This window comes from Clostridium sp. 001 (genome assembly GCF_019056555.1).
In the GTDB taxonomy this organism is placed as follows: domain Bacteria; phylum Bacillota; class Clostridia; order Clostridiales; family Clostridiaceae; genus Clostridium_B; species Clostridium_B ragsdalei.
On sequence record NZ_CP020473.1, the window covers coordinates 3,158,690 to 3,178,135 of the forward strand.

Below are 19,446 nucleotides of genomic sequence, written 5' to 3' on the forward strand. Positions count from 1 at the left end.
AAAATAACATGTAAACAATTAAAAATATTGCTAAATATCTTAATTGTATAATACTAGTGATTAAAAAATTAATAGAGGGGAATATGTATGTTTTTAGGTAAAGTTGTTGGAAAGGTTGTTTCTACCCAAAAAAGTGAAAAGCTTATAGGAAACAAATTATTAATAGTAAAAAAAATAGATGAAAAAGAAAATTTAATAGGTGATCATTTTGTTGCTGTAGATACTGTAGGTGCAGGTGCTAATGACACTGTAATTGTGGTTACAGGAAGTGGATCAAGAAATTCTAGTGATTCTCAAAATGATATACCAATAGATGCTTCTATCGTAGGTATTGTAGATTCTATTGAATGGGATGAACGTTAGATGATAAATATAATTAAAAATTAAGAGTTAAGAATTAATAGTTAATGTGGATTTTTTTCCGTTACACTACAAAAAATCTTTGATTAAATTTTTGATAGCTCGTTTCGCTAAAGCGAAACATGGCTGGTTCGTATAAATTAAAAGATTTTTTGCGATAGCTAAAAATCATCTTTTACTATTAACTTTTCATTATTAATTCTTAACTTGCGAAGCTTTGCTTCGCATTATTTTATATGTGCGAAAGTTGAGTTATATTATATAAAGTAAATGGATTATAATTACGATAAATATACAATAAGGTATGCTTGTATTAATTAGGAGGGATATATGTCGATATGGATAATAAAACTCAGCAAAAAGATTTTAATGAAATAAAAATAGGGGACATAATCGATTTGAAGTTTTTGCAAGAGCTTCAAGATAATTTTTCTAAAGGTACTGGAACTGCAAGTATTTCTATAGATGATACAGGTTCACCTGTAACAGAAGGAAGTTGTTTTACCGATTTCTGCATGAAGCTTACAAGAGGATGTAAAATTGGCAATGAAAGGTGCCAGGAATGCGATAAAAAAGGTGGAGAAGAATCTTATAGAACAGGTAAACCTGCTGTTTATACTTGTCACGCTGGACTTACGGATTATGCAGCTCCTATAGTATTACAAGGCAAAGTTATTGGCAGCGTTATTGGAGGACAAGTTTTGACAGCACCACCTGATGAAGACAAGTTTAGAAAAATAGCCCTAGAAATAGGAGTAGATCCAAATGAATATATAGAGGCACTTAGAAAAGTAAAAGTTGTAGAAAAAGATAGAGTAGAAGCTATAGCGAAGGTATTATATATGATGGCAAATACTTTATCCAAACTCGGGTATAATAAATACAAGTTAGAACATATGGGTAAAAACATAAACGAAAGTTTACAGCAAATATCTCAAGCTATGCAAGGACTAGCATCTTCTGCTGTTACGGTTTCAGAAAATCAACAATCCTTAAATAAGGAGATTCAAAGTATAAAGGAACTGTCGTCTAAAATATATGAAATTATAGGTTCTATAAAGAGTATTGCAGATCAGACAAAAATGCTTGGATTAAATGCAGCTATTGAAGCTGCTAGGGCTGGAGAATTTGGAAAAGGATTCGGTGTAGTATCGGACGAAATAAGAAAACTTTCGGATAGTTCAAAGGAAACTGCTGCTAGAGTTATAGAACTTACTTCAAATATTCAGACTTCTGTTTCAAAAACTTTGGAAACTTCCGATTATACATCAAAAACTACTGAAAATGAAGCAGCATCTATCCAGCAAATTAATTCTGGGTTACAGGAAGTATTATCTATGACTATTGAGATGAAAGAATTGGCACATGATTTAAAATAAGTACATATTGAAAGTTTGATATATTGATTTTAGAATGCAATAATATTGTGCAATTATAGGGTAATTGTAAAAACTATATTTATATAACACATATAAATATAGTTTTTACTTGGTTAATTAGAATTATAAATACATTATATGTGAAAAATAATTATTATTTTTAATAGTCAATAATTACTAATATACTAAAATCGTATTAAATCGAAGAATTAATGAATAATATAGATAAATAACCTATTTTTAAGCTTTAGGTTGACTAATTTAATTTAAAATAAGCTTTAAATATTCAAAAGAAGGTTATGATAAAAGTTAATTATAATATATAATCATTCCATACTAAACTTAAAAGAAAATTTACTTTTAGAGGAGCAAAAAAATGGGATCTAAATTAGAAAAACTTTTAATAGGAAAAAGTTTAAAAACTGAAGAATTAAAAAGTGAAAAATTAAATGTATTTTGGGGACTACCTATATTATCTAGTGATGCTATTTCTTCAGTGGCTTATGCAGGAGAGGAAATACTTTGGGTATTAATACCTGTAATTGGAATAATGTCATATAAATATATGTTTTATGCTACATTGTGTATTGTACTTTTAATGTTTTTAGTTACTATGTCTTATAGACAAACTATAGATGCTTATCCAGGCGGTGGTGGATCATATATTGTAGCCAAAGACAACCTAGGTACAACCCCGGGACTTGTAGCAGGTGCATCACTTACTATAGGGTATATACTTACTGTTGCAGTTAGTGCTTGTGCAGGAACAGCAGCAATAACATCTGCAATTCCGTCACTTTTTCCATATAAAGTTGAAATAACTTTATTACTAATACTATTTATGACTATAGGGAATCTTAGAGGACTTAGAGAATCTTCTAAAATGTTTGGCGTACCTACATATTTGTTTATTATATCTATACTAGTTATGATTATATGGGGAATATGTAAGGTTAAAATTTTTGGATATACTCCAGTAGCTGCTTATAAAATACCTCAGGCTACAGGAGATATAACTCTCTTCTTATTTTTAAGGGCTTTTTCTTCAGGATGTACAGCCTTAACAGGTATTGAAGCGGTAAGTAATGGAATACCTAACTTTAAAGAACCGTGTCAGAAAAACGCTAAAAAAGTATTAGGACTTCTTTCTTTTACTGTATTTATAGTATTTTTAGGTTTATCTTACCTGGCAACATTGTATCATTCAGTTCCTAATTCTAATGTAACCGTAGTAGCTCAGATAGCAGCTCAGGTATTTGGAAACAATGTTATATTTTATATAATTCAAGCAACTACTGCAATTATACTTATTATGGCAAGTAATACAGCCTTTGCAGGACTCCCAATGTTGTTAGCATATATAGCTAAGGACGGTTTTGCACCAAGACAGTTTGCTAAAAGGGGAAAAAGACTTGGATATTCTAATGGAATTATAACTTTAGGAGTTATATCTTGTTTATTAGTAGTATTATTTAATGGTGAAACTCACTATTTAATGCCTCTTTATGCTGTGGGAGTTTTTATATCTTTTACACTATCACAGTTTGGAATGCTTGTAAGGTGGGTTAAAATAAGGAAACAAGGGTGGGTTCACAGAGCTTTTATAAATGGTGTAGGTGCTTCTGTAACCTTATTTACAGCTGTTTTACTTGGAATAACAAAATTTACAAGTGGAGCTTGGATAGTTTTTATACTTATACCAACTATAGTATATTTCATGGCGATTATAAAAAAACATTATACCAAAGTAGCAGAACAGTTAAGACTATCTATTGATGAAAAACCTAAGGAAATAAACTTTGCAGAACAAAAGAGATACGTAATAGTGCCTATAGACACTTTGAATAAATCTTTTTTGAAAGCTTTAAATTATGCAAGAACAATTTCTAAAAATATAATAGTTTTTCACGTTTCTGTAGACGATGAAGCTACAAATAAGCTTTTGAAAAAATGGCATGAATATGATGTGGACATACCTATAATAGTAAAAAAATCACCGTACAGAAGTATTGTGGGCCCTCTTGTTAAATTCATAGAATCCGAAGAATACTCAGCAGGATCTAAAGATACAGTTACTGTAGTTCTCCCACAATTTGTAGTTACAAAATGGTGGGGAAATATACTTCACAATCAAACAGCATTATTTATTAAAACCATGCTTTTGAGAAGAAGAAATATAGCTATAGTTACAGTACCATATATAATATTTGAAGATTAAAGGAAATAGAGAGTTTTTAAACGAAAAATAAACTTGTGTTCCGAATATTTTTACAACCACAAGTACGTTAAATATTTTGATAAGTCTAAGTAGAAAATTTGCAAAAATCTAAGGACTTTTGAAAACTCGTACCTCAGGCAATTCAAAAATCCTAAGTTTTTTTACAAATTTTTCACTAAGACTTATATGCAAAATATTAAAATGTACTTGCTTATTGTAAAATATTTCTACGCACAAGTTTATTTTTTAGTTAAAACTTTATATCTGATTTTGTAATGTTTGTGTGTAAAGGATTGCTTATATTTAACAAAAAAGTTTTTAAGTGTGATTTCTATTTTGTTAGTATATTTTATATATAAGTTAAAATTTCAATTAGAATCACTCGTATAGGGTTTTTAAGGATATTTTATAGATAATTGACAAAATATAATTAAAAATTAAGGGTTAAAAATTAATAGTTATGGATGATTTTCTTACGTTAACACTTCAGAAAATCTAAAATGTAGTGCTGTTAAAGCAAAGCTTCAACAGCACTTTTTAAATTAAAGATTTTTTTAGTGTAACGAAAAAAATCCACATTAACTATTAATTCTTCATTCTTAACTATTAACTAAAAAATTTTATATGTTCGAAAGTTGAGTTAACTCTTAATTAAAATATAATTTGTGTGTAAAGGATTACTTGCATTTTGAGATAAAAATTTTTATAAAAACTGTTGAATATTTATTTTTATTATGATATTATAATTCATATACTTCAACAACATACATGTGTATTTGATTGGCGGACAAGGCGGGGTTTTATGAATAATAGATTTCTTATAATTGATACTAAAATACTTCCTGATGTATTTGACAAAGTTGTAAAGGTAAAAGAACTTTTGAGAACTGGTTGTGTAAAAGATATATCAGAAGGTGTAAAGAAAGTAGGTATAAGTAGAAGTAGTTATTATAAATACAAAGATTCAGTGTTTACATTATCTGAAGGTATAACAAGTCACAAGGTAACTATTGGACTTATACTAGCTCATAAGACTGGGTCACTATCAAATATACTTGATAAAATAGCGCAGAGAAGTGGCAACATATTGACTTTAAATCAGGATATACCCATAAATAATGCTGCTGCTGTATCTATAACTTTTGATGCTTCTAAATTGGAAGTAGAAATTAATGAACTTGTTGAAGAGATAGGTAAGTTAGACAGCGTTATAAGTGTAAGTTTGGTAGCAGTGGAATAGATGAAGTTTATTTTAATTATGTGCAAAAACAATGAAAAGGAAAAGTAAATAATGCATTGCTTTTAGAGAAGGGGATTCATAGGCTGTAATATTCCCTAAGTTAATGTTATTGAAAACCACCTTTGAGTTGTATACTGAAATTTAACAGTAGGTATTTCCGCAGGTCTGCGTTATGGATATTGAGAGACAGTAATGGCTTTTAAGTAATGGATAAATATCCTAGGCTGTATGGGGTTTAGTTATTTTAGTAATAACTAAAAATTTACACTGTTAATTGGGTGGAAACGCGATAAAACTCGTCCCAGTGGGGAAGAGTTTTTTTTTAACATTAGAAGGTAACTTAATACTTAAGTAAATTTATTTGAGCCTAGGAATAGCTTGATAAGATTAAATAATTAGGGGGAAGTAAAATGGCAAATATAGCAATGCTTGGATATGGAGTAGTAGGAAGCGGAGTAGCTGAACTTATATCTAGAAATAGATATAAATTTAAAGATGAATTAGATGAGGAACTAGTAATATCAAAAATTTTGGTTAGAAATGTAGATAAACACTTAAACAATAAAAACAGGGGGCTTTTAACAGAAAATATAGAGGATATATTCAATGAAAAGGTGGATATCATAGTGGAAGCTATGGGGGGGCTAAATCCATCTTATGAATATATAAAAAGAGCTTTAAATATGAAAAAACATGTAGTTACAGCTAATAAGGATTTGATGGCAGAAAGAGGATATGAGCTTTTGCAGTTAGCTAAAAAAAATGGAGTTACCATTCATTTTGAGGCAAGTGTTGGAGGGGGAATACCTATACTGAAATCAATGAATGAATGTCTTGTGGGAAATGAAATAAAGAGTATAAGATCTATATTAAATGGTACTACAAATTTTATATTATCAAAAATGAGCCATAATGGTATGAGTTATGAAGAAGCTTTAAAACTTGCCCAGGAACTAGGTTTTGCAGAAGCAAATCCGGAATCAGATGTTAAAGGATATGATGCAGCTAGAAAACTTTCAATTTTATCTACTATTGCATATAACAGAAGAGTGGAGTGGAAAGATATAAATATAGAGGGGATTACACAAATTGATAGCGATGATTTCAGATATGCCAAAATGAAAAAGTGCAGTATAAAACTTCTTGGAATTAGCAAAATATCTGAAGATGATATATATGCAGCTGTTATGCCAGTTATGGTAAAACAAGATTCTATGCTGGGGAAAATTGAGAATGAATACAATGCTATTTTAGTGGAAGGAGATGCAGTAGGGGACGTGATGTTTTCAGGAAAAGGAGCAGGGATGTTTCCTACGGCTAGTGCAGTTTTTGCAGATATAGCAGATATAGTTGAAAATAAAAGAGAAAAAACTATTACTTTTAGTAGTGAAAAGGCTAGTATAAATAAGAGCTGGGATTTAAAAAGTAAGTGGCTTTTGAGAATTAAAACACAAAATAGAGTAGAAATTATAGAAAGTATATCTTCAAGCTTTAAAAGTTGCTATATTTTATCTAATAGTGTTTCTGGAAATAAAAAAGAAGTTGTAGCTTTTGTAAATGCAGATAACGAAGATTTAATAGACGATTATATTAAAAAAGTAAAAAGTGAAAAGCATGCACAGTTTGTAAAGAAGTTATTGGTTTTGGATAAATAATGAGAATAGAGTTTTAGCAAAAATATTTACAAAATTGGAGGAATATTAGATATGACTAAAGTGAAGGTTAGGGTGCCGGCTACTACAGCAAATATGGGGCCGGGATTTGATACTTTAGGTATGGCACTTAAATTATATAATGAAATTGAAGTTGAAGAAATAAGTGGAAAAACTGAAATATATAATGGTGGATTAAGGTCAGAAGAGGATTTTAGGGAAAATCTTATATACAAAAGTATAGTGAGTGCTATGAATGAACAAGGATATTCTTATAATGGATTTAAAATAAATGTGCTTAAATGTGACATACCTATGTCAAGGGGGCTTGGAAGTAGCTCTGCTTGTATAGTCGGTGGCATAACAGCTGCAAATGCAATTATGCAAAATAAAATGGATATGGAAGATATAATTGATTTGGCCACAAAGATAGAGGGACATCCTGATAATGTTGTACCTGCAGCACTTGGAGGAATGGTAATATCTATAAAAGTGGGCGAGGATATAAAACATTCAAAGGTAAATGTGCCAGATAAATTAAAATTTGTTGCTATGATACCATCTTTTAAGGTTAGCACAGCTCTTTCTAGGGAAGTTCTGCCTAAATCTTATTTAAAAGAGGACTGTATATTTAATACGTCTAGGTCTGCTATGCTTATAAGTGCTCTTTATAACAATGAATTTGACAAACTTAGAATATGTTTTGAAGATAAAATTCATCAACCTTATAGAAAAGGTTTGATAAGAAATTTTGATGATGTTTTTAAAAAATCCAAAGACTTAGGATCTATAGGAGAATTTATAAGTGGTTCAGGATCTACACTTATGGCAGTAGTAGACAAAAATGCAGAGAAATTTGTAAGTTCCATGAAAAATTTCTTGAATGAACTAGAAGATACTTGGAAGGTTATTTTACTTGATCCAGATTTACAGGGAGCTAGAGTTTTAAATTAGTCTACTAATGGTAATGTAGTTAATTGGAATTAGTAATTTAAGAATTCAGTGTTGTTTTTATGCCAATTGATTTAATAAATAAAGGAATTTTTAAATTTGTGTAGAATTTTAAAAGTATAATCCTTTAATAGAGTTAAATCAAATTAAATGTACAAAAGAGGTGAAGCAATGCTGGATGTTAAAATAGAATATAAAGATATAAAAATCTCTAATGTGCAAGAAAAAGACTTAGTGTCCATACAAAAATTGATGAATAAGAAGGATTTTCTAGAGGGAGAAACAAATTTAGAAGATCTAAGAGAGAGATTTTTGGAGAGCTATATAAGTCAGTGTGAATTCTTTTTAAAAATAGAAAAGGGCAGTATTTTAATAGGAATATTAAAGGGGAGAATTGAGTTTAAAAATGAAAATGAACTTTGGATATGGTATTTTTATCTATCTGAAGTATATAAAAATACAAATTTAGGGGGCATCTTAATAAAAGAAATAATAGAGTATTTTTCTAGAGAATATGATGTGACTGAATTTTTTGCTAGAACAATTAAAAATGAAATTGAAAATATGAATATCTGGAAAAGTGCTGGGTATAAAGCTATTAGAATAGTAAAGAATTTCTATGACATATATGGAAAGCACATGGACATGATAATTATGAAAAAAATTTAATAATTAACAGTAATAATTTTTTTATCCCTTAATATTAATATATAGAAATAGTATAAAATTAGGGGTGAAAAAATGAAGTACACGCGATATGATTTAAAAAGAGAGAAAAGTACTAAGCCTTTTGTGTTTTTTACGTGTATAATACTTGCGGCTGCATTTATATTGGGAACTTTTATATTTAAAGTGGTATTTAGAACATCAGGAAATTTAAATGACAATGCGGCCAATACTGTATCTCAAAATAAAGTTGAAAATACTTCTAATAAGAGCAGTTCCGCTGTAGATGGTAAAGCTACTAAATTTATAGCTGTACAAGGTGGAATTTACAAAGATAAAAATAACGCAGCAGAGGAAAAAAGTTTGTTAACTAAATATGGATTTCCTTTTTCTGTACAGGATTCAGATAAGACGAGGGTATTTTTAGGCGTGTTTCAAGAGGATGTTGGAGAGAAAATGATGAAATCTCTTACAGACCAAAAAGTAGACAATTCAAAAATGGCATTTACAATAAAGAGGGATGATCTGTGTAATGTTGAAATAGCGGAAATAATAAATGCAAACTTAGAGATACTAAATAAGCTTTCAGAACAGGATGTAAAATCTATACAAACAGATGAATTAAAAAAATGGTGTTCTTCTTTAAAGAGTAAAAAAATGGAAGATGGCAATAATAAATTAGTTTTAAAAGATTTAACGGAATATGTAAGTAAACTTCCTAAAGAAATAACGAAGGATAAAGCTGAAGAAAATTATATTTATATATTTAATATATTAAAAAAAGTGAAATCTAATTAATTCTATATTGTTAAGATAATCGATTATAATATAAGGGCAAGTACGGGGACATTTACACCAATACTTGTCATTTTTATGTTTAATTAAAAAATTTTTTTGAACAATAATATATGTACTTGTTTATGCTTTTATTAAATGATAAACTATATAAGATATAATATTAAGGTAGGGGATTTTTGTGAGAGGGGCTGAAAAAGGTAAGAGCTTTTTATGGTTTCTTATAATTTTAGGAGCTATATGTGGAAGCCTTGTAGGAGATGCTATTGGGAATAATTTTAGTTTTCTAAACTTTTTTAAAAATTCTTATTCTGTGGGGATGACCGAACCAGTTGTATTAAATCTTAAGGTTGTAGTATTGACTTTAGGAGTAAAGTTTAGTATAAACATTATGACTATAATTGGTATAATTGTGGCTATAATACTATATAGAAGGTATTAGGAAGTGATGACATGAAGATTGTATTGGCTTCGGCTTCCAGTAGGCGAAAGGAACTTTTAAAGAGATTAACAGGAAATTTTGAAGTTATGGTAAGTGATTTTGATGAAAATTCTGTTGAATTTGATGGAAATTGTGGTTCTTATGTTATGGAGCTAGCTGAAGGTAAGGCTAAAAATGTGTGTTCAAAGTTGAAAGACAGTAGTTCTATAATAATAGGATGTGATACAATAGTATTTTTTAAAGAAAAGATACTTGGAAAACCAGGTAGTATAGACGAAGGTTTTCATATGCTGAAGTCCTTAAGCGGAAATGAGCATAAGGTATATTCAGGCATAGCAATTATAGATAAATCTTCAAATAAAATAATTAAGGACTTTGTGTGTACTCGTGTAATATTTTCTAAAATAGACGATAAACGCATAAAGGAGTATTTAAAAACAGAAGAATATAAAGATAAAGCAGGTGCCTATGGCATTCAAGGTCGTGGAGGAATTTTTGTAAGAGAAATCCATGGATGTTATTATAATGTAGTAGGATTACCTTTAAATAAGTTGTATAATATGTTAAGTGAGATGGGGTTAAATCTATAATAAGGAGTTTTTAAATGAATGAATTAGTAAAAATTATGGATTTACCACAAAATGAAAGACCTAGGGAGAGGTTATTCAGATATGGACCAGAAGTTCTTTCTAATTCAGAACTTTTGGCAATAATACTTGGTTCAGGTACAAAAAAAGAAAATATAATATCTTTAAGTAGCAGGATTATAAAAGACAATGGAGGACTAAATGGAATTTTTAATTCTAATTTAGAAGATCTTATGAATATTAGGGGCATTGGAAAGGCAAAATCTGCTAAAATATTTGCTGTGGTGGAATTGGCAAAGAGATTCAAATCCTATAGGGATGGTGATGATTATAAGATATGCGATCCAGGAGATGCAGCAATGCTTGTCATGGAAGAAATGAAAGGATTGAAGCAGGAATATTTTAAAGTTATTATGTTGAATACAAAAAATATAGTTATAGGCATTAGAGATGTATTTATAGGAAGTTTAAATTCTGCGCTGGTACATCCAAGGGAAGTATTTTACTATGCTATAAAGAAAAATAGTGCATCTATAATTGTGTGCCATAACCATCCTTCAGGAGATCCATCACCTAGTAATGAGGATATAAATATAACACATAGATTAAAAGAATGCGGTGAACTTTTAGGCATACAGCTATTAGATCATCTTATAATAGGAAACGAAATATATGTTAGTTTAAAACAAAAAGGAATTTTTGGATATTGAAAGGAGTAATATAAATGGGATTTTTTGGAATGTCAAGAGACATGGGAATTGATTTAGGAACAGCTAATACACTCATATATGTTAAAGGAAAGGGAATAGTACTTAGAGAGCCTTCTGTAGTTGCTATAAACAATGATGTAAAGAAGGTAATGGCAATAGGTAATGAAGCAAAAGAAATGATAGGAAGAACTCCTGGTAATATTGTGGCTATAAGACCATTAAAAGATGGTGTTATTGCTGATTTTGATGTTACTCATACTATGCTTAGAAAATTTATAGAAAAAGTAAGTCCTAAGTCAGCATTTACTAGCCCTAGGATATTTGTATGTTTTCCATCTGGAGTTACTGAAGTTGAAAAAAGGGCAATAGAAGAGGCAACAAAACATGCAGGCGCAAGGGACGTGCTTTTAATGGAAGAACCTATGGCAGCTGCTATTGGTGCAGGACTTCCAGTAAATGAACCAACAGGAAGTATGATTGTAGATATAGGTGGAGGTACTACAGAAGTAGCTATAATATCACTTGGAGGAATTGTTACAAGCAAATCTTTAAGAATTGCTGGTGATGAGTTAGATCAGGCTATAATAGGCTACATAAAGAAAGAATACAATTTAATGATAGGTGAAAGAACTGCGGAAAATGTAAAAATTGAATTAGGTTCAGCTTTTGATATAGGCGAAGAAAATTCTATGGAGATAAGAGGAAGAGACTTAATATCAGGGTTACCTAAGGTTATAAATATAACAGAAGGTGAAATTAGAGAAGCTCTTAAGGAACCTGTAGTAGCAATAATTGATGCTATAAAAACTACCCTTGAAAAGACACCACCAGAACTTGCATCAGATATAATGGACAAAGGAATTATGCTTGCAGGTGGTGGAGCAATGCTTAGAGGATTGGATCAGTTAATAAATCAAGAAACACATATGCCTGTTCATATAGCTGAAGCACCTCTTGATTGTGTTGCACTAGGCGCTGGAAAAGCTCTTGATACTATTGATAAAATAGTAGCTAGTAGAAAATAGTGACGTATTATGAGATTTTTGAGAAATAAACTTGTATTAGCTATAATAGTACTTTCAATTATTTTTTTAGCTTTGATCTCTTTTAGTATCAAGGGTAATAGCAACTCAATTGTAAGAAATGGCATAGGTGTTACTTTTAATTCTTTTCAAGGAGGATTATACAAGGTCAATAATAGTATAAAAAATTCTCTGAGTTTTATAATAAACTTTTCTAGGGTAAAAAGTGAAAATGAAGAATTGAAGAAGGAAAATAGTTCATTAAAAAATAAATTAGTAGAATATAATTCACTTAAAAATGATAATTCCCAGCTAAGAAAAGAGCTGAATTTTAAAAGCCAAAAATCGGAATATGATTATATAGGCTGTGACGTAATAGGCAGAAGTAGTGATGGAATTTTAAATGAATTTGCAATAAATAGAGGCAGTAAGGACGGTATAAAAAAGCAGATGGTTGCAGTTACTGCAGATGGGTTGGTGGGACAGGTTGTCCATGTGGAAAGCAATTGGTCTATAGTACAGTCTCTGGCTAATGAAAATTTAGCAGTAGGTGGAACTATTGAAGGTGCTGCATCAGATGCAAATGATGTGACAAATAGTGGTATGGTAAAAGGATACAGTGATAGTAATAATCAATTTTTAGCAAAGTTATATTATCTTCCACAGGAATCTACTATAAAAAAGGGAGATGTTATCTTAACATCAGGAATTAATAATTCATATCCTAGAGGAATAAGAATTGGAACTGTAATAAGTGTAGAGGATGATAAGGGAAAAGTAATGAAAAATGCTTTGATAAAACCTTATGTGAATTTTGATAAGCTTCAGGAGCTACTTATTGTAGTGCCTCAAGACAAAACGGATATAAAATACTAGGGTGGATGTAAAATGAAAAAATTATTAGTATTAGTTCTATTATCAGTTCTGCTATTTATTTTGGATAATTCACTGATGCCTTTTTTTGCGGTAAAGAGTTTTTATCCAGGGTTACTTATAATATTTGTAATTTGCTATTCTATTGTAAATGGAACGTGGGAAGGTATGTGGCTTGGAGTATTTGCAGGGTTGCTTCAGGATATATACTTTTCATATGGGTTTGGAATAAACTCGTTTACAAATATGATAGTATGTGTAATTGCAGGTATTGTAGGAAATAGTATATTTAGAAAAAGAAGACTTATTCCTGTCATTTCTTGTTTTTTACTTGTCTTATTTAAGGGCTTGTTAATAATGGGTATTCTATACTCATGTGGAGTGTATGTGAATATAAAAAATGTATTTTTTACAGGAATTTATGATATGATTTTGTGTATCTTTATGTATAAGCCAATATATAATCTTTGTAGTAAAGATTATATGGAAGCTAAGTGGAAATTTTAAAGGTGGAGATGATATTTTTTGAAAGAGAAGAAGCATTCTAATATTACAAGATATACTGTACTAGCAGTTATTATGGTAGCTATTTTTGCAACTATTACTGGAAGACTTCTCTTTCTTCAAGTAGTAAAGGGCCAGGAATATAAAGAGCAGTCCAATAATAAATCTTTGACAGAAATACAGGAAGCGGCACCAAGAGGAAAAATTTTGGACAAGAATGGTAATATTTTAGCTACTAGTAACCAAAGTTATGTGCTCATATACAATCAAACGGATGAAAATGATAAGACCTTCTTCCCTACTATGAGTAAAGTATTTAAGATATTAGATGAGAGTGGGGAAAGTCAGAAGGATGATTTTGAACTTAAGATAAATCCTTATAGGTTTGAATTTAGAAGTGATGATGAACAAACTAGAAAAAATCTTGAAATTAAGTTTAAAAGGGATAGAGGATTAAATGACGAAATAGAAAAGAAAATTAAAAGCAAAAATAAAAATATATCTGAGGATGATTTGAAGAGTCTAGTGAATAAAGAATTACTAAAAATAACTCCAGAGGATACTTTCAAAAAACTTATTGCCAAGTACAAAATAAGTAGTACATATTCTTTGGAAGATCAGAGAAGATATATGATTATTAAGGATACTTTAAAAATGCAGAGTTATTCTGGGTATAAACCTGTAACAGTTGCAAGTAATATAAAGAAGGATACTGCCTTTAAATTTTTACAAATGTCAAATGAACTTCCTGGGATAGATGTAGATACCCAGCCTATAAGATATTATCCTAATAATGAATTAGGATCTAGTTTTATAGGATATATATCTAAAATATCTTCTGACTATGATAAATACAAGGAAAAAGGTTACGATGTAAGTAGTGATTACGTAGGTCAGTCAGGTATAGAAGGTGCACTTGAAGATAGATTGAAAGGGTCAAAGGGAGGAAAAATAGTAAAGCTGAATAAAAATGGGAAAATAGTTCAAGAATTAGGAACAAGAGACTCTTACCCAGGTCAAACAGTTCAGCTAACAGTGGATTCCAAAGTTCAAAAAGCAGCAGAAGATGCACTCGATACTACTATGGCAAGTCTCAGATCTAATCCTTACGGGCAGCAGAGATCTGATACTACCAATGCAACTAGAGGGGCAGCAGTGGTACTTGATGTGAATACGGGAGCTGTACTTGCCATGGCCAGCAGACCAGGATATGATCCAAATATGTTTGCAGTTCCTGGAATGATTTCTCAAGATTTATATAGGCAATATTTCAATCCGGATTTAGGAGCTTTTGGGAAGGAATATATAGAAAAGAGAAATATAACTTCAAATTTTCCAGGAGAGACAGAAGATCAGGTGCTAAATACATTATTTCCACTTGATACAAGTATAAAAAATAACACTACTATAAGACAAGATGTTTATGACATATATCCAAAACCGTTTTATAATTATGCTACTCAATCTTTAATACCTCCGGGTTCTACATTCAAGCCAATGACTGCTATTGCAGGTCTTGAAAGCCAAGTAATAAATCCAGGCTTTTGTGTAGATGATACGGGACAGTTTGATCAGGGTGGAAAAATTGTAAAGTTTATATTGGATGGTCCAAAAGGAGTAGTGGATTTGGCGAAGGCTCTACAAGTATCCAGTAATCCTTATTTTATGACTGTAGGTAAGCGCATTCGCGATGCTATTGGAGACGATGGACTTGCTAAATATGCCTGGAAGTTTGGTTTGGGCGTTCCTGTAAATAGTGATGTAAAAGCATCCACTGGGATAGAGATTCCAGAAAAGTTTGGGCAGGTATACAATACAGTATCAAATAAAAATACCTATGCCAGTACTTATTTATGGCAAACTATGGCTGATCTTAGAGATGGCCAGGATGATAAGGGTCATAAGGTAGTTTCAGTTAATCTATATGATAATAGCAGTGATTCAAGCAAGGTAAAGCAAATTAAAAATGATATCAAAACTTTGATAAAGAATTCTGTAAAAGATGGAAAGAGTGCTTTTGATAAAGCAAAATATAAAGAATTATTTTCTGAACTTGTAAAGGAAGATCCTAATAACAAAAAGGATATAAGTGATGAGAAGATGGATGATTTGATTGATGTCATATATAGCATAACTGTTTCAGATGCAAATGCTCAGTTAAAGGTACCGGCTAATATAGAAAATGCTGCTATAGGACAGGGACTTAACCAGTTTACTCCTCTTCAGATGGCAAATTATATTGCTACTCTTGTGAATGGTGGAACTAGATATAAAGTACATTTGGTAGACAAATATTTAAATTCTAATGGAGGAATTATTGAGCAGGTTAAACCGGAAGTCATACAGAAAACTGGAATTAATCAAGAAACTGTAGAAGCCATTAAAGCTGGAATGGGATCAGTTAATGAAGGAGGTACTGCAGCGCAGGTATTTAATGGATTCCCTATATCTACAGGAGGAAAAACCGGTACTGCAAGTTTAGGAAATCAGGAACAAATAGGAAGAACAGACTATTCTGAATATGTTGGATTTGCGCCTCTTGATAAACCTGAAATAGCAGTATGTGTAGTTCTATTTGATGGTGGTCAAGGAGGATATGGTGCAGCTACTGTAACAAGAGATATTTTTTCATCATATTTTACTGAAACAGGACGCATAACTACTAGTACATCTACTAGTACAAATACTCAACAAAACAGTAATTAGAATCTAGAATTTGCGAATAGAAGGGGCTATTCGCAAATTTTATATGATAATAATTTTAATTAGAATTTAGCTTAAATAAGAATTTCAAGAACAAGTATTATATTAAAAAATAAAATTGGAAATTAGGAAGGATTTACGTAAAGGGTGTTGAAATAGTATATGAGGTGACTTATGGAGGCTAATTATGAGGAATAATAATATAATAATTAAGGGCAATAGAGATGGAATAAATATAATTATAAATAATAATGGTTTTAAAGATTTTGATGAAATGCTTGAAAGTTTAATTAAAAGGCTCTCAACTGGGAAAATGTTTTATAAGGGATGCACTCTAAAAATAACAACGGAATTAAAGAGTGTAAATGAAAAGCAATTTAATAAACTTAAAAATATATTGTTTGAAAAATTTCTCATAAAGGATTGTATATTTGAGGACAGCAGTGAAAAACCAAGCAAAGTATTTTCGGGAATTTACGAAGGAAGAACTAAATTTTTGCATAGGACGGTTAGAAGTGGTCAAATAGTAAATTATTCGGGAAATATAGTTGTAATTGGAGATGTAAATGCAGGTTCTGAAATATATGCAGGGGGGAATATAATAGTTTTTGGAGCACTTCATGGATATGCCCATGCTGGATTTGGGGGAAATTCAAAAGCTATAGTTGCTTCAATTTGTTTGCAGCCGGAAATGCTTCAAATTGCAGACATAGTTACCAGATCACCAGAGGATAATATTAAACCCCAGTATCCAGAAGTAGCTAAGATTAGGGAAAATATAATAATAGTAGAACCCTATTTGCCAAATAAGTTTATTTGATATCTCATAGTTAGTAAGAACTTCAGCTTCATTTTGTGCTGAAGTTCTTTGTTAGTAACCTTAAAGCTATATAATTGGTATAAATTGTACTGAATAATATTCTGGATTATTCTTGTTATGTCTAGTATAATATTCTATAGATGGTTTTATTGCTTAGATGATTATAGTTAATTGTATACGTTCATATATCAAGGGAGATTTACCTAATAAATTTATTTGATGGAGGTAGTATAGATGGGAGAAGCAATTGTAGTAACATCAGGCAAAGGTGGAGTTGGAAAAACTACTACTACGGCAAATATAGGTACTGCATTAGCTGCTTTGAATAAAAGTGTAGTAGTAGTAGATGGAGATACAGGACTTAGAAATTTAGATGTTCTTATGGGACTTGAAAATAGAATTGTATTTACTATACTTGATGTAGTAGAAGACAAGTGTAGGTTAAAGCAGGCTCTTATAAAGGATAAAAGATTACCAAACTTGTATCTTTTGCCTACAGCACAAACAAGAGATAAAGATGATATAAGTACCCAAGATATGCTAAATTTAATTGAAGAATTAAAAAGTGAATATGACTACGTAATTATAGATTGTCCTGCAGGAATTGAGCATGGATTTGAAAATGCAATAGTAGGGGCAGATAGGGCATTAGTTGTAGTAAATCCTGAAGTTACTTCGGTTAGAGATTCTGACAGAGTCGTTGGAAAGTTAGATGCTAAGGGAATTGAAAAGCATCAACTTATAGTAAACAGAATAAATTATGAAATGACTAAAAATGGGGATATGCTGGATGTAAATGACATATTAGACAGTTTGGCTATAGAACTTATAGGAGTAGTGCCGGATGACAGAAATATAACTATTTCTACGAATAAGGGTGAACCTATAGTATTGACCAGTGGATCATTATCAGGACAAGCATTTAGAAATATAGCTAAAAGAATAACGGGAGAAAAAGTGCCTCTTATGGATTTGAATACTAGCCATGAAGGATTATTTTCGTCAATAAAGAAACTATTTGGTATTAAATAAGGGGGTAGTGGGGAATGGACTTGTTTAAGATGTTCTCTAGGCAATCTTCCAAGGATGTAGCTAAAGAAAGATTGAGATTAATACTAATACACGACAGATGTGATATGTCAAAGGAAGTATTAGACAATATAAAGGATGATATACTTAAAGTACTTTCAAAGTATATGGAGATAGATCGTTCTGAAATAGATGTAAAAATGACAAATTCAGAGGAATTAACGGGAAATTCAGCAGCACTTGTGGCCAGTATACCTATAAAAAAGGTTAAGTATAATAAATAGGCTATGTATAAATTATGCATAGCTTTTTTATGTTCCTGTGTTATAATCATTATAGTTGCATTGGAGGGATATATAAAATGCTTGAAAAATTTGTCATAAACAGGAAACTTTTAAGGGAATTTGATTTTCCTATACTAATTACTGCCATAATTATATGTATCTTTGGAAGTTTAAATATTTATAGTGCCTCCCATATGAGTGATGGAACTCATTTTTTAAAATCGCAGCTTATTTATACGGCTGTAGGGCTTGTACTAACTTATTTTATACTTCTAGTAGATTATTCTGTGATAAAAGGTTATGTTGGTATAATATACTGGTTTGGTGTGTTTCTACTTATAATAAATTGTATACCGGCATTTCAGTCTACAGTTAATGGAGCTTCATCATGGATTAAAATCGGTCCTGTTAGCATGCAGCCTTCTGAATTTGCAAAAATAGGAATTATATTAATGATTGCAAAAAAACTAGAGGATATGGAAGGAAACATAAACAATGTAAAAAATTTTATCAAGCTTATGATTTATCCACTTATTCCTATGGCTCTAATTGTAAAGCAGCCTGACATGGGAATGACAATGGTATGTTTTTTTGCAGTTCTTGGAATAGTTTTTATTGCAAAATTGGATTTAAGAGTATTAATAGGAGGACTTTTAGCATTAACTATTTTAATAGTTATAGCTTTAAATACACCTATTATAGAAGAATATCAAAAAATGAGAATTATATCCCTATTTAGTCCCGAAAAATATCAAATGTCTTATTCACTTCAAGTTACTCAATCACAAATAGGAATTGGTTCAGGTGGAATTTGGGGAAAAGGATTCTTAAAAGGAACCCAGATATCAGGAGGATATGTACCAGAGGCACATACAGATTTTATATTTTCTGTAGTTGGAGAAGAATGGGGACTTGTTGGGGCTTTAGCTTTGATAGTATTTTATGTTATTATACTTTATAGATTTATAAAAATATCAAGGGAAGCTAAAGATATTTTTGGATCTATAGTATGTGTAGGAATAGCCTCAATGATGTTATTTTCAATTTTTCAAAATGTAGGTATGACTATAGGATTACTTCCTATAACAGGTATAACATTGCCTTTTATGAGTTATGGTGGAAGTTCACTGCTTGCAGCATTTATAGAAATAGCCTTAATTTTGAACATAGGTATGAGAAGGAAAAAAATTAATTTTTAAGGGGGAATTTAT

General features: G+C 30.7%; 19 protein-coding genes and 1 other annotated feature. All 19 genes read left to right on the forward strand.

Annotated features, from left to right (window positions below):
* Positions 1–87 precede the first annotated feature (87 nt).
* The 19 genes from B5S50_RS14655 (at position 88) to rodA (ending at position 19,434) form a co-directional block, all read left to right on the forward strand.
* Complete coding sequence (locus tag B5S50_RS14655; RefSeq protein ID WP_013237380.1) at positions 88–363, forward strand: EutN/CcmL family microcompartment protein; 276 nt, start codon at positions 88–90, stop codon at positions 361–363.
* Between the two features lie 335 nt (positions 364–698).
* Positions 699–1,739, forward strand: a complete 1,041-nt coding sequence (locus B5S50_RS21855; RefSeq protein WP_217302186.1) for a PocR ligand-binding domain-containing protein — start codon at positions 699–701, stop codon at positions 1,737–1,739.
* A gap of 376 nt (positions 1,740–2,115) precedes the next feature.
* Positions 2,116–3,957 (forward strand): APC family permease, encoded by a 1,842-nt coding sequence (locus tag B5S50_RS14665; protein ID WP_065078860.1) that lies wholly within the window; start codon positions 2,116–2,118, stop codon positions 3,955–3,957.
* Positions 3,958–4,759: 802 nt separating this feature from the next.
* The gene (locus tag B5S50_RS14670) at positions 4,760–5,197 is read left to right on the forward strand and encodes an ACT domain-containing protein (RefSeq protein WP_217302187.1); all 438 of its coding nucleotides are present in this window, start codon (positions 4,760–4,762) and stop codon (positions 5,195–5,197) included.
* A 22-nt stretch (positions 5,198–5,219) separates the two neighbouring features.
* Positions 5,220–5,504, forward strand: a binding site (T-box leader).
* Between the two features lie 103 nt (positions 5,505–5,607).
* Positions 5,608–6,852, forward strand: a complete 1,245-nt coding sequence (locus tag B5S50_RS14675) for a homoserine dehydrogenase (RefSeq protein WP_065078859.1) — start codon at positions 5,608–5,610, stop codon at positions 6,850–6,852.
* A gap of 51 nt (positions 6,853–6,903) precedes the next feature.
* Entirely contained in the window at positions 6,904–7,803 is a 900-nt protein-coding gene (thrB, locus tag B5S50_RS14680; RefSeq protein WP_065078858.1) for a homoserine kinase, read from the forward strand.
* A gap of 168 nt (positions 7,804–7,971) precedes the next feature.
* On the forward strand, positions 7,972–8,469 hold the full coding sequence (locus B5S50_RS14685; RefSeq protein WP_065078857.1) for a GNAT family N-acetyltransferase: 498 nt from the start codon (positions 7,972–7,974) through the stop codon (positions 8,467–8,469).
* A 72-nt stretch (positions 8,470–8,541) separates the two neighbouring features.
* The gene (locus B5S50_RS14690) at positions 8,542–9,264 is read left to right on the forward strand and encodes a hypothetical protein (protein WP_065078856.1); all 723 of its coding nucleotides are present in this window, start codon (positions 8,542–8,544) and stop codon (positions 9,262–9,264) included.
* Between the two features lie 178 nt (positions 9,265–9,442).
* Positions 9,443–9,703: a DUF4321 domain-containing protein gene (locus B5S50_RS14695; RefSeq protein ID WP_063556554.1), complete on the forward strand. Its 261-nt coding sequence runs from the start codon at positions 9,443–9,445 to the stop codon at positions 9,701–9,703.
* Between the two features lie 11 nt (positions 9,704–9,714).
* Positions 9,715–10,293: a Maf-like protein gene (locus B5S50_RS14700; RefSeq protein ID WP_065078855.1), complete on the forward strand. Its 579-nt coding sequence runs from the start codon at positions 9,715–9,717 to the stop codon at positions 10,291–10,293.
* Positions 10,294–10,307: 14 nt separating this feature from the next.
* On the forward strand, positions 10,308–11,000 hold the full coding sequence (radC, locus tag B5S50_RS14705; RefSeq protein ID WP_065078854.1) for a DNA repair protein RadC: 693 nt from the start codon (positions 10,308–10,310) through the stop codon (positions 10,998–11,000).
* A gap of 14 nt (positions 11,001–11,014) precedes the next feature.
* Complete coding sequence (locus B5S50_RS14710; protein ID WP_065078853.1) at positions 11,015–12,025, forward strand: rod shape-determining protein; 1,011 nt, start codon at positions 11,015–11,017, stop codon at positions 12,023–12,025.
* A 9-nt stretch (positions 12,026–12,034) separates the two neighbouring features.
* Positions 12,035–12,898 carry a rod shape-determining protein MreC gene (gene mreC, locus B5S50_RS14715; RefSeq protein WP_065078852.1) on the forward strand — a complete coding sequence of 288 codons (864 nt, stop codon included), beginning with the start codon at positions 12,035–12,037 and terminating at the stop codon, positions 12,896–12,898.
* Positions 12,899–12,910: 12 nt separating this feature from the next.
* A complete protein-coding gene (mreD, locus tag B5S50_RS14720; protein WP_065078851.1) occupies positions 12,911–13,402 on the forward strand; it encodes a rod shape-determining protein MreD in 492 nt (163 codons plus the stop codon).
* Between the two features lie 18 nt (positions 13,403–13,420).
* Entirely contained in the window at positions 13,421–16,105 is a 2,685-nt protein-coding gene (locus B5S50_RS14725; protein WP_065078850.1) for a penicillin-binding transpeptidase domain-containing protein, read from the forward strand.
* Between the two features lie 184 nt (positions 16,106–16,289).
* Positions 16,290–16,922, forward strand: coding sequence for a septum site-determining protein MinC (minC, locus tag B5S50_RS14730; RefSeq protein ID WP_065078849.1), 633 nt, complete (start codon positions 16,290–16,292; stop codon positions 16,920–16,922).
* A gap of 234 nt (positions 16,923–17,156) precedes the next feature.
* Positions 17,157–17,954 carry a septum site-determining protein MinD gene (minD, locus tag B5S50_RS14735; protein WP_065078848.1) on the forward strand — a complete coding sequence of 266 codons (798 nt, stop codon included), beginning with the start codon at positions 17,157–17,159 and terminating at the stop codon, positions 17,952–17,954.
* Positions 17,955–17,968: 14 nt separating this feature from the next.
* Complete coding sequence (gene minE / locus B5S50_RS14740; RefSeq protein ID WP_013237398.1) at positions 17,969–18,235, forward strand: cell division topological specificity factor MinE; 267 nt, start codon at positions 17,969–17,971, stop codon at positions 18,233–18,235.
* A gap of 77 nt (positions 18,236–18,312) precedes the next feature.
* Positions 18,313–19,434 carry a rod shape-determining protein RodA gene (rodA, locus tag B5S50_RS14745; protein ID WP_065078847.1) on the forward strand — a complete coding sequence of 374 codons (1,122 nt, stop codon included), beginning with the start codon at positions 18,313–18,315 and terminating at the stop codon, positions 19,432–19,434.
* Positions 19,435–19,446 lie beyond the last annotated feature (12 nt).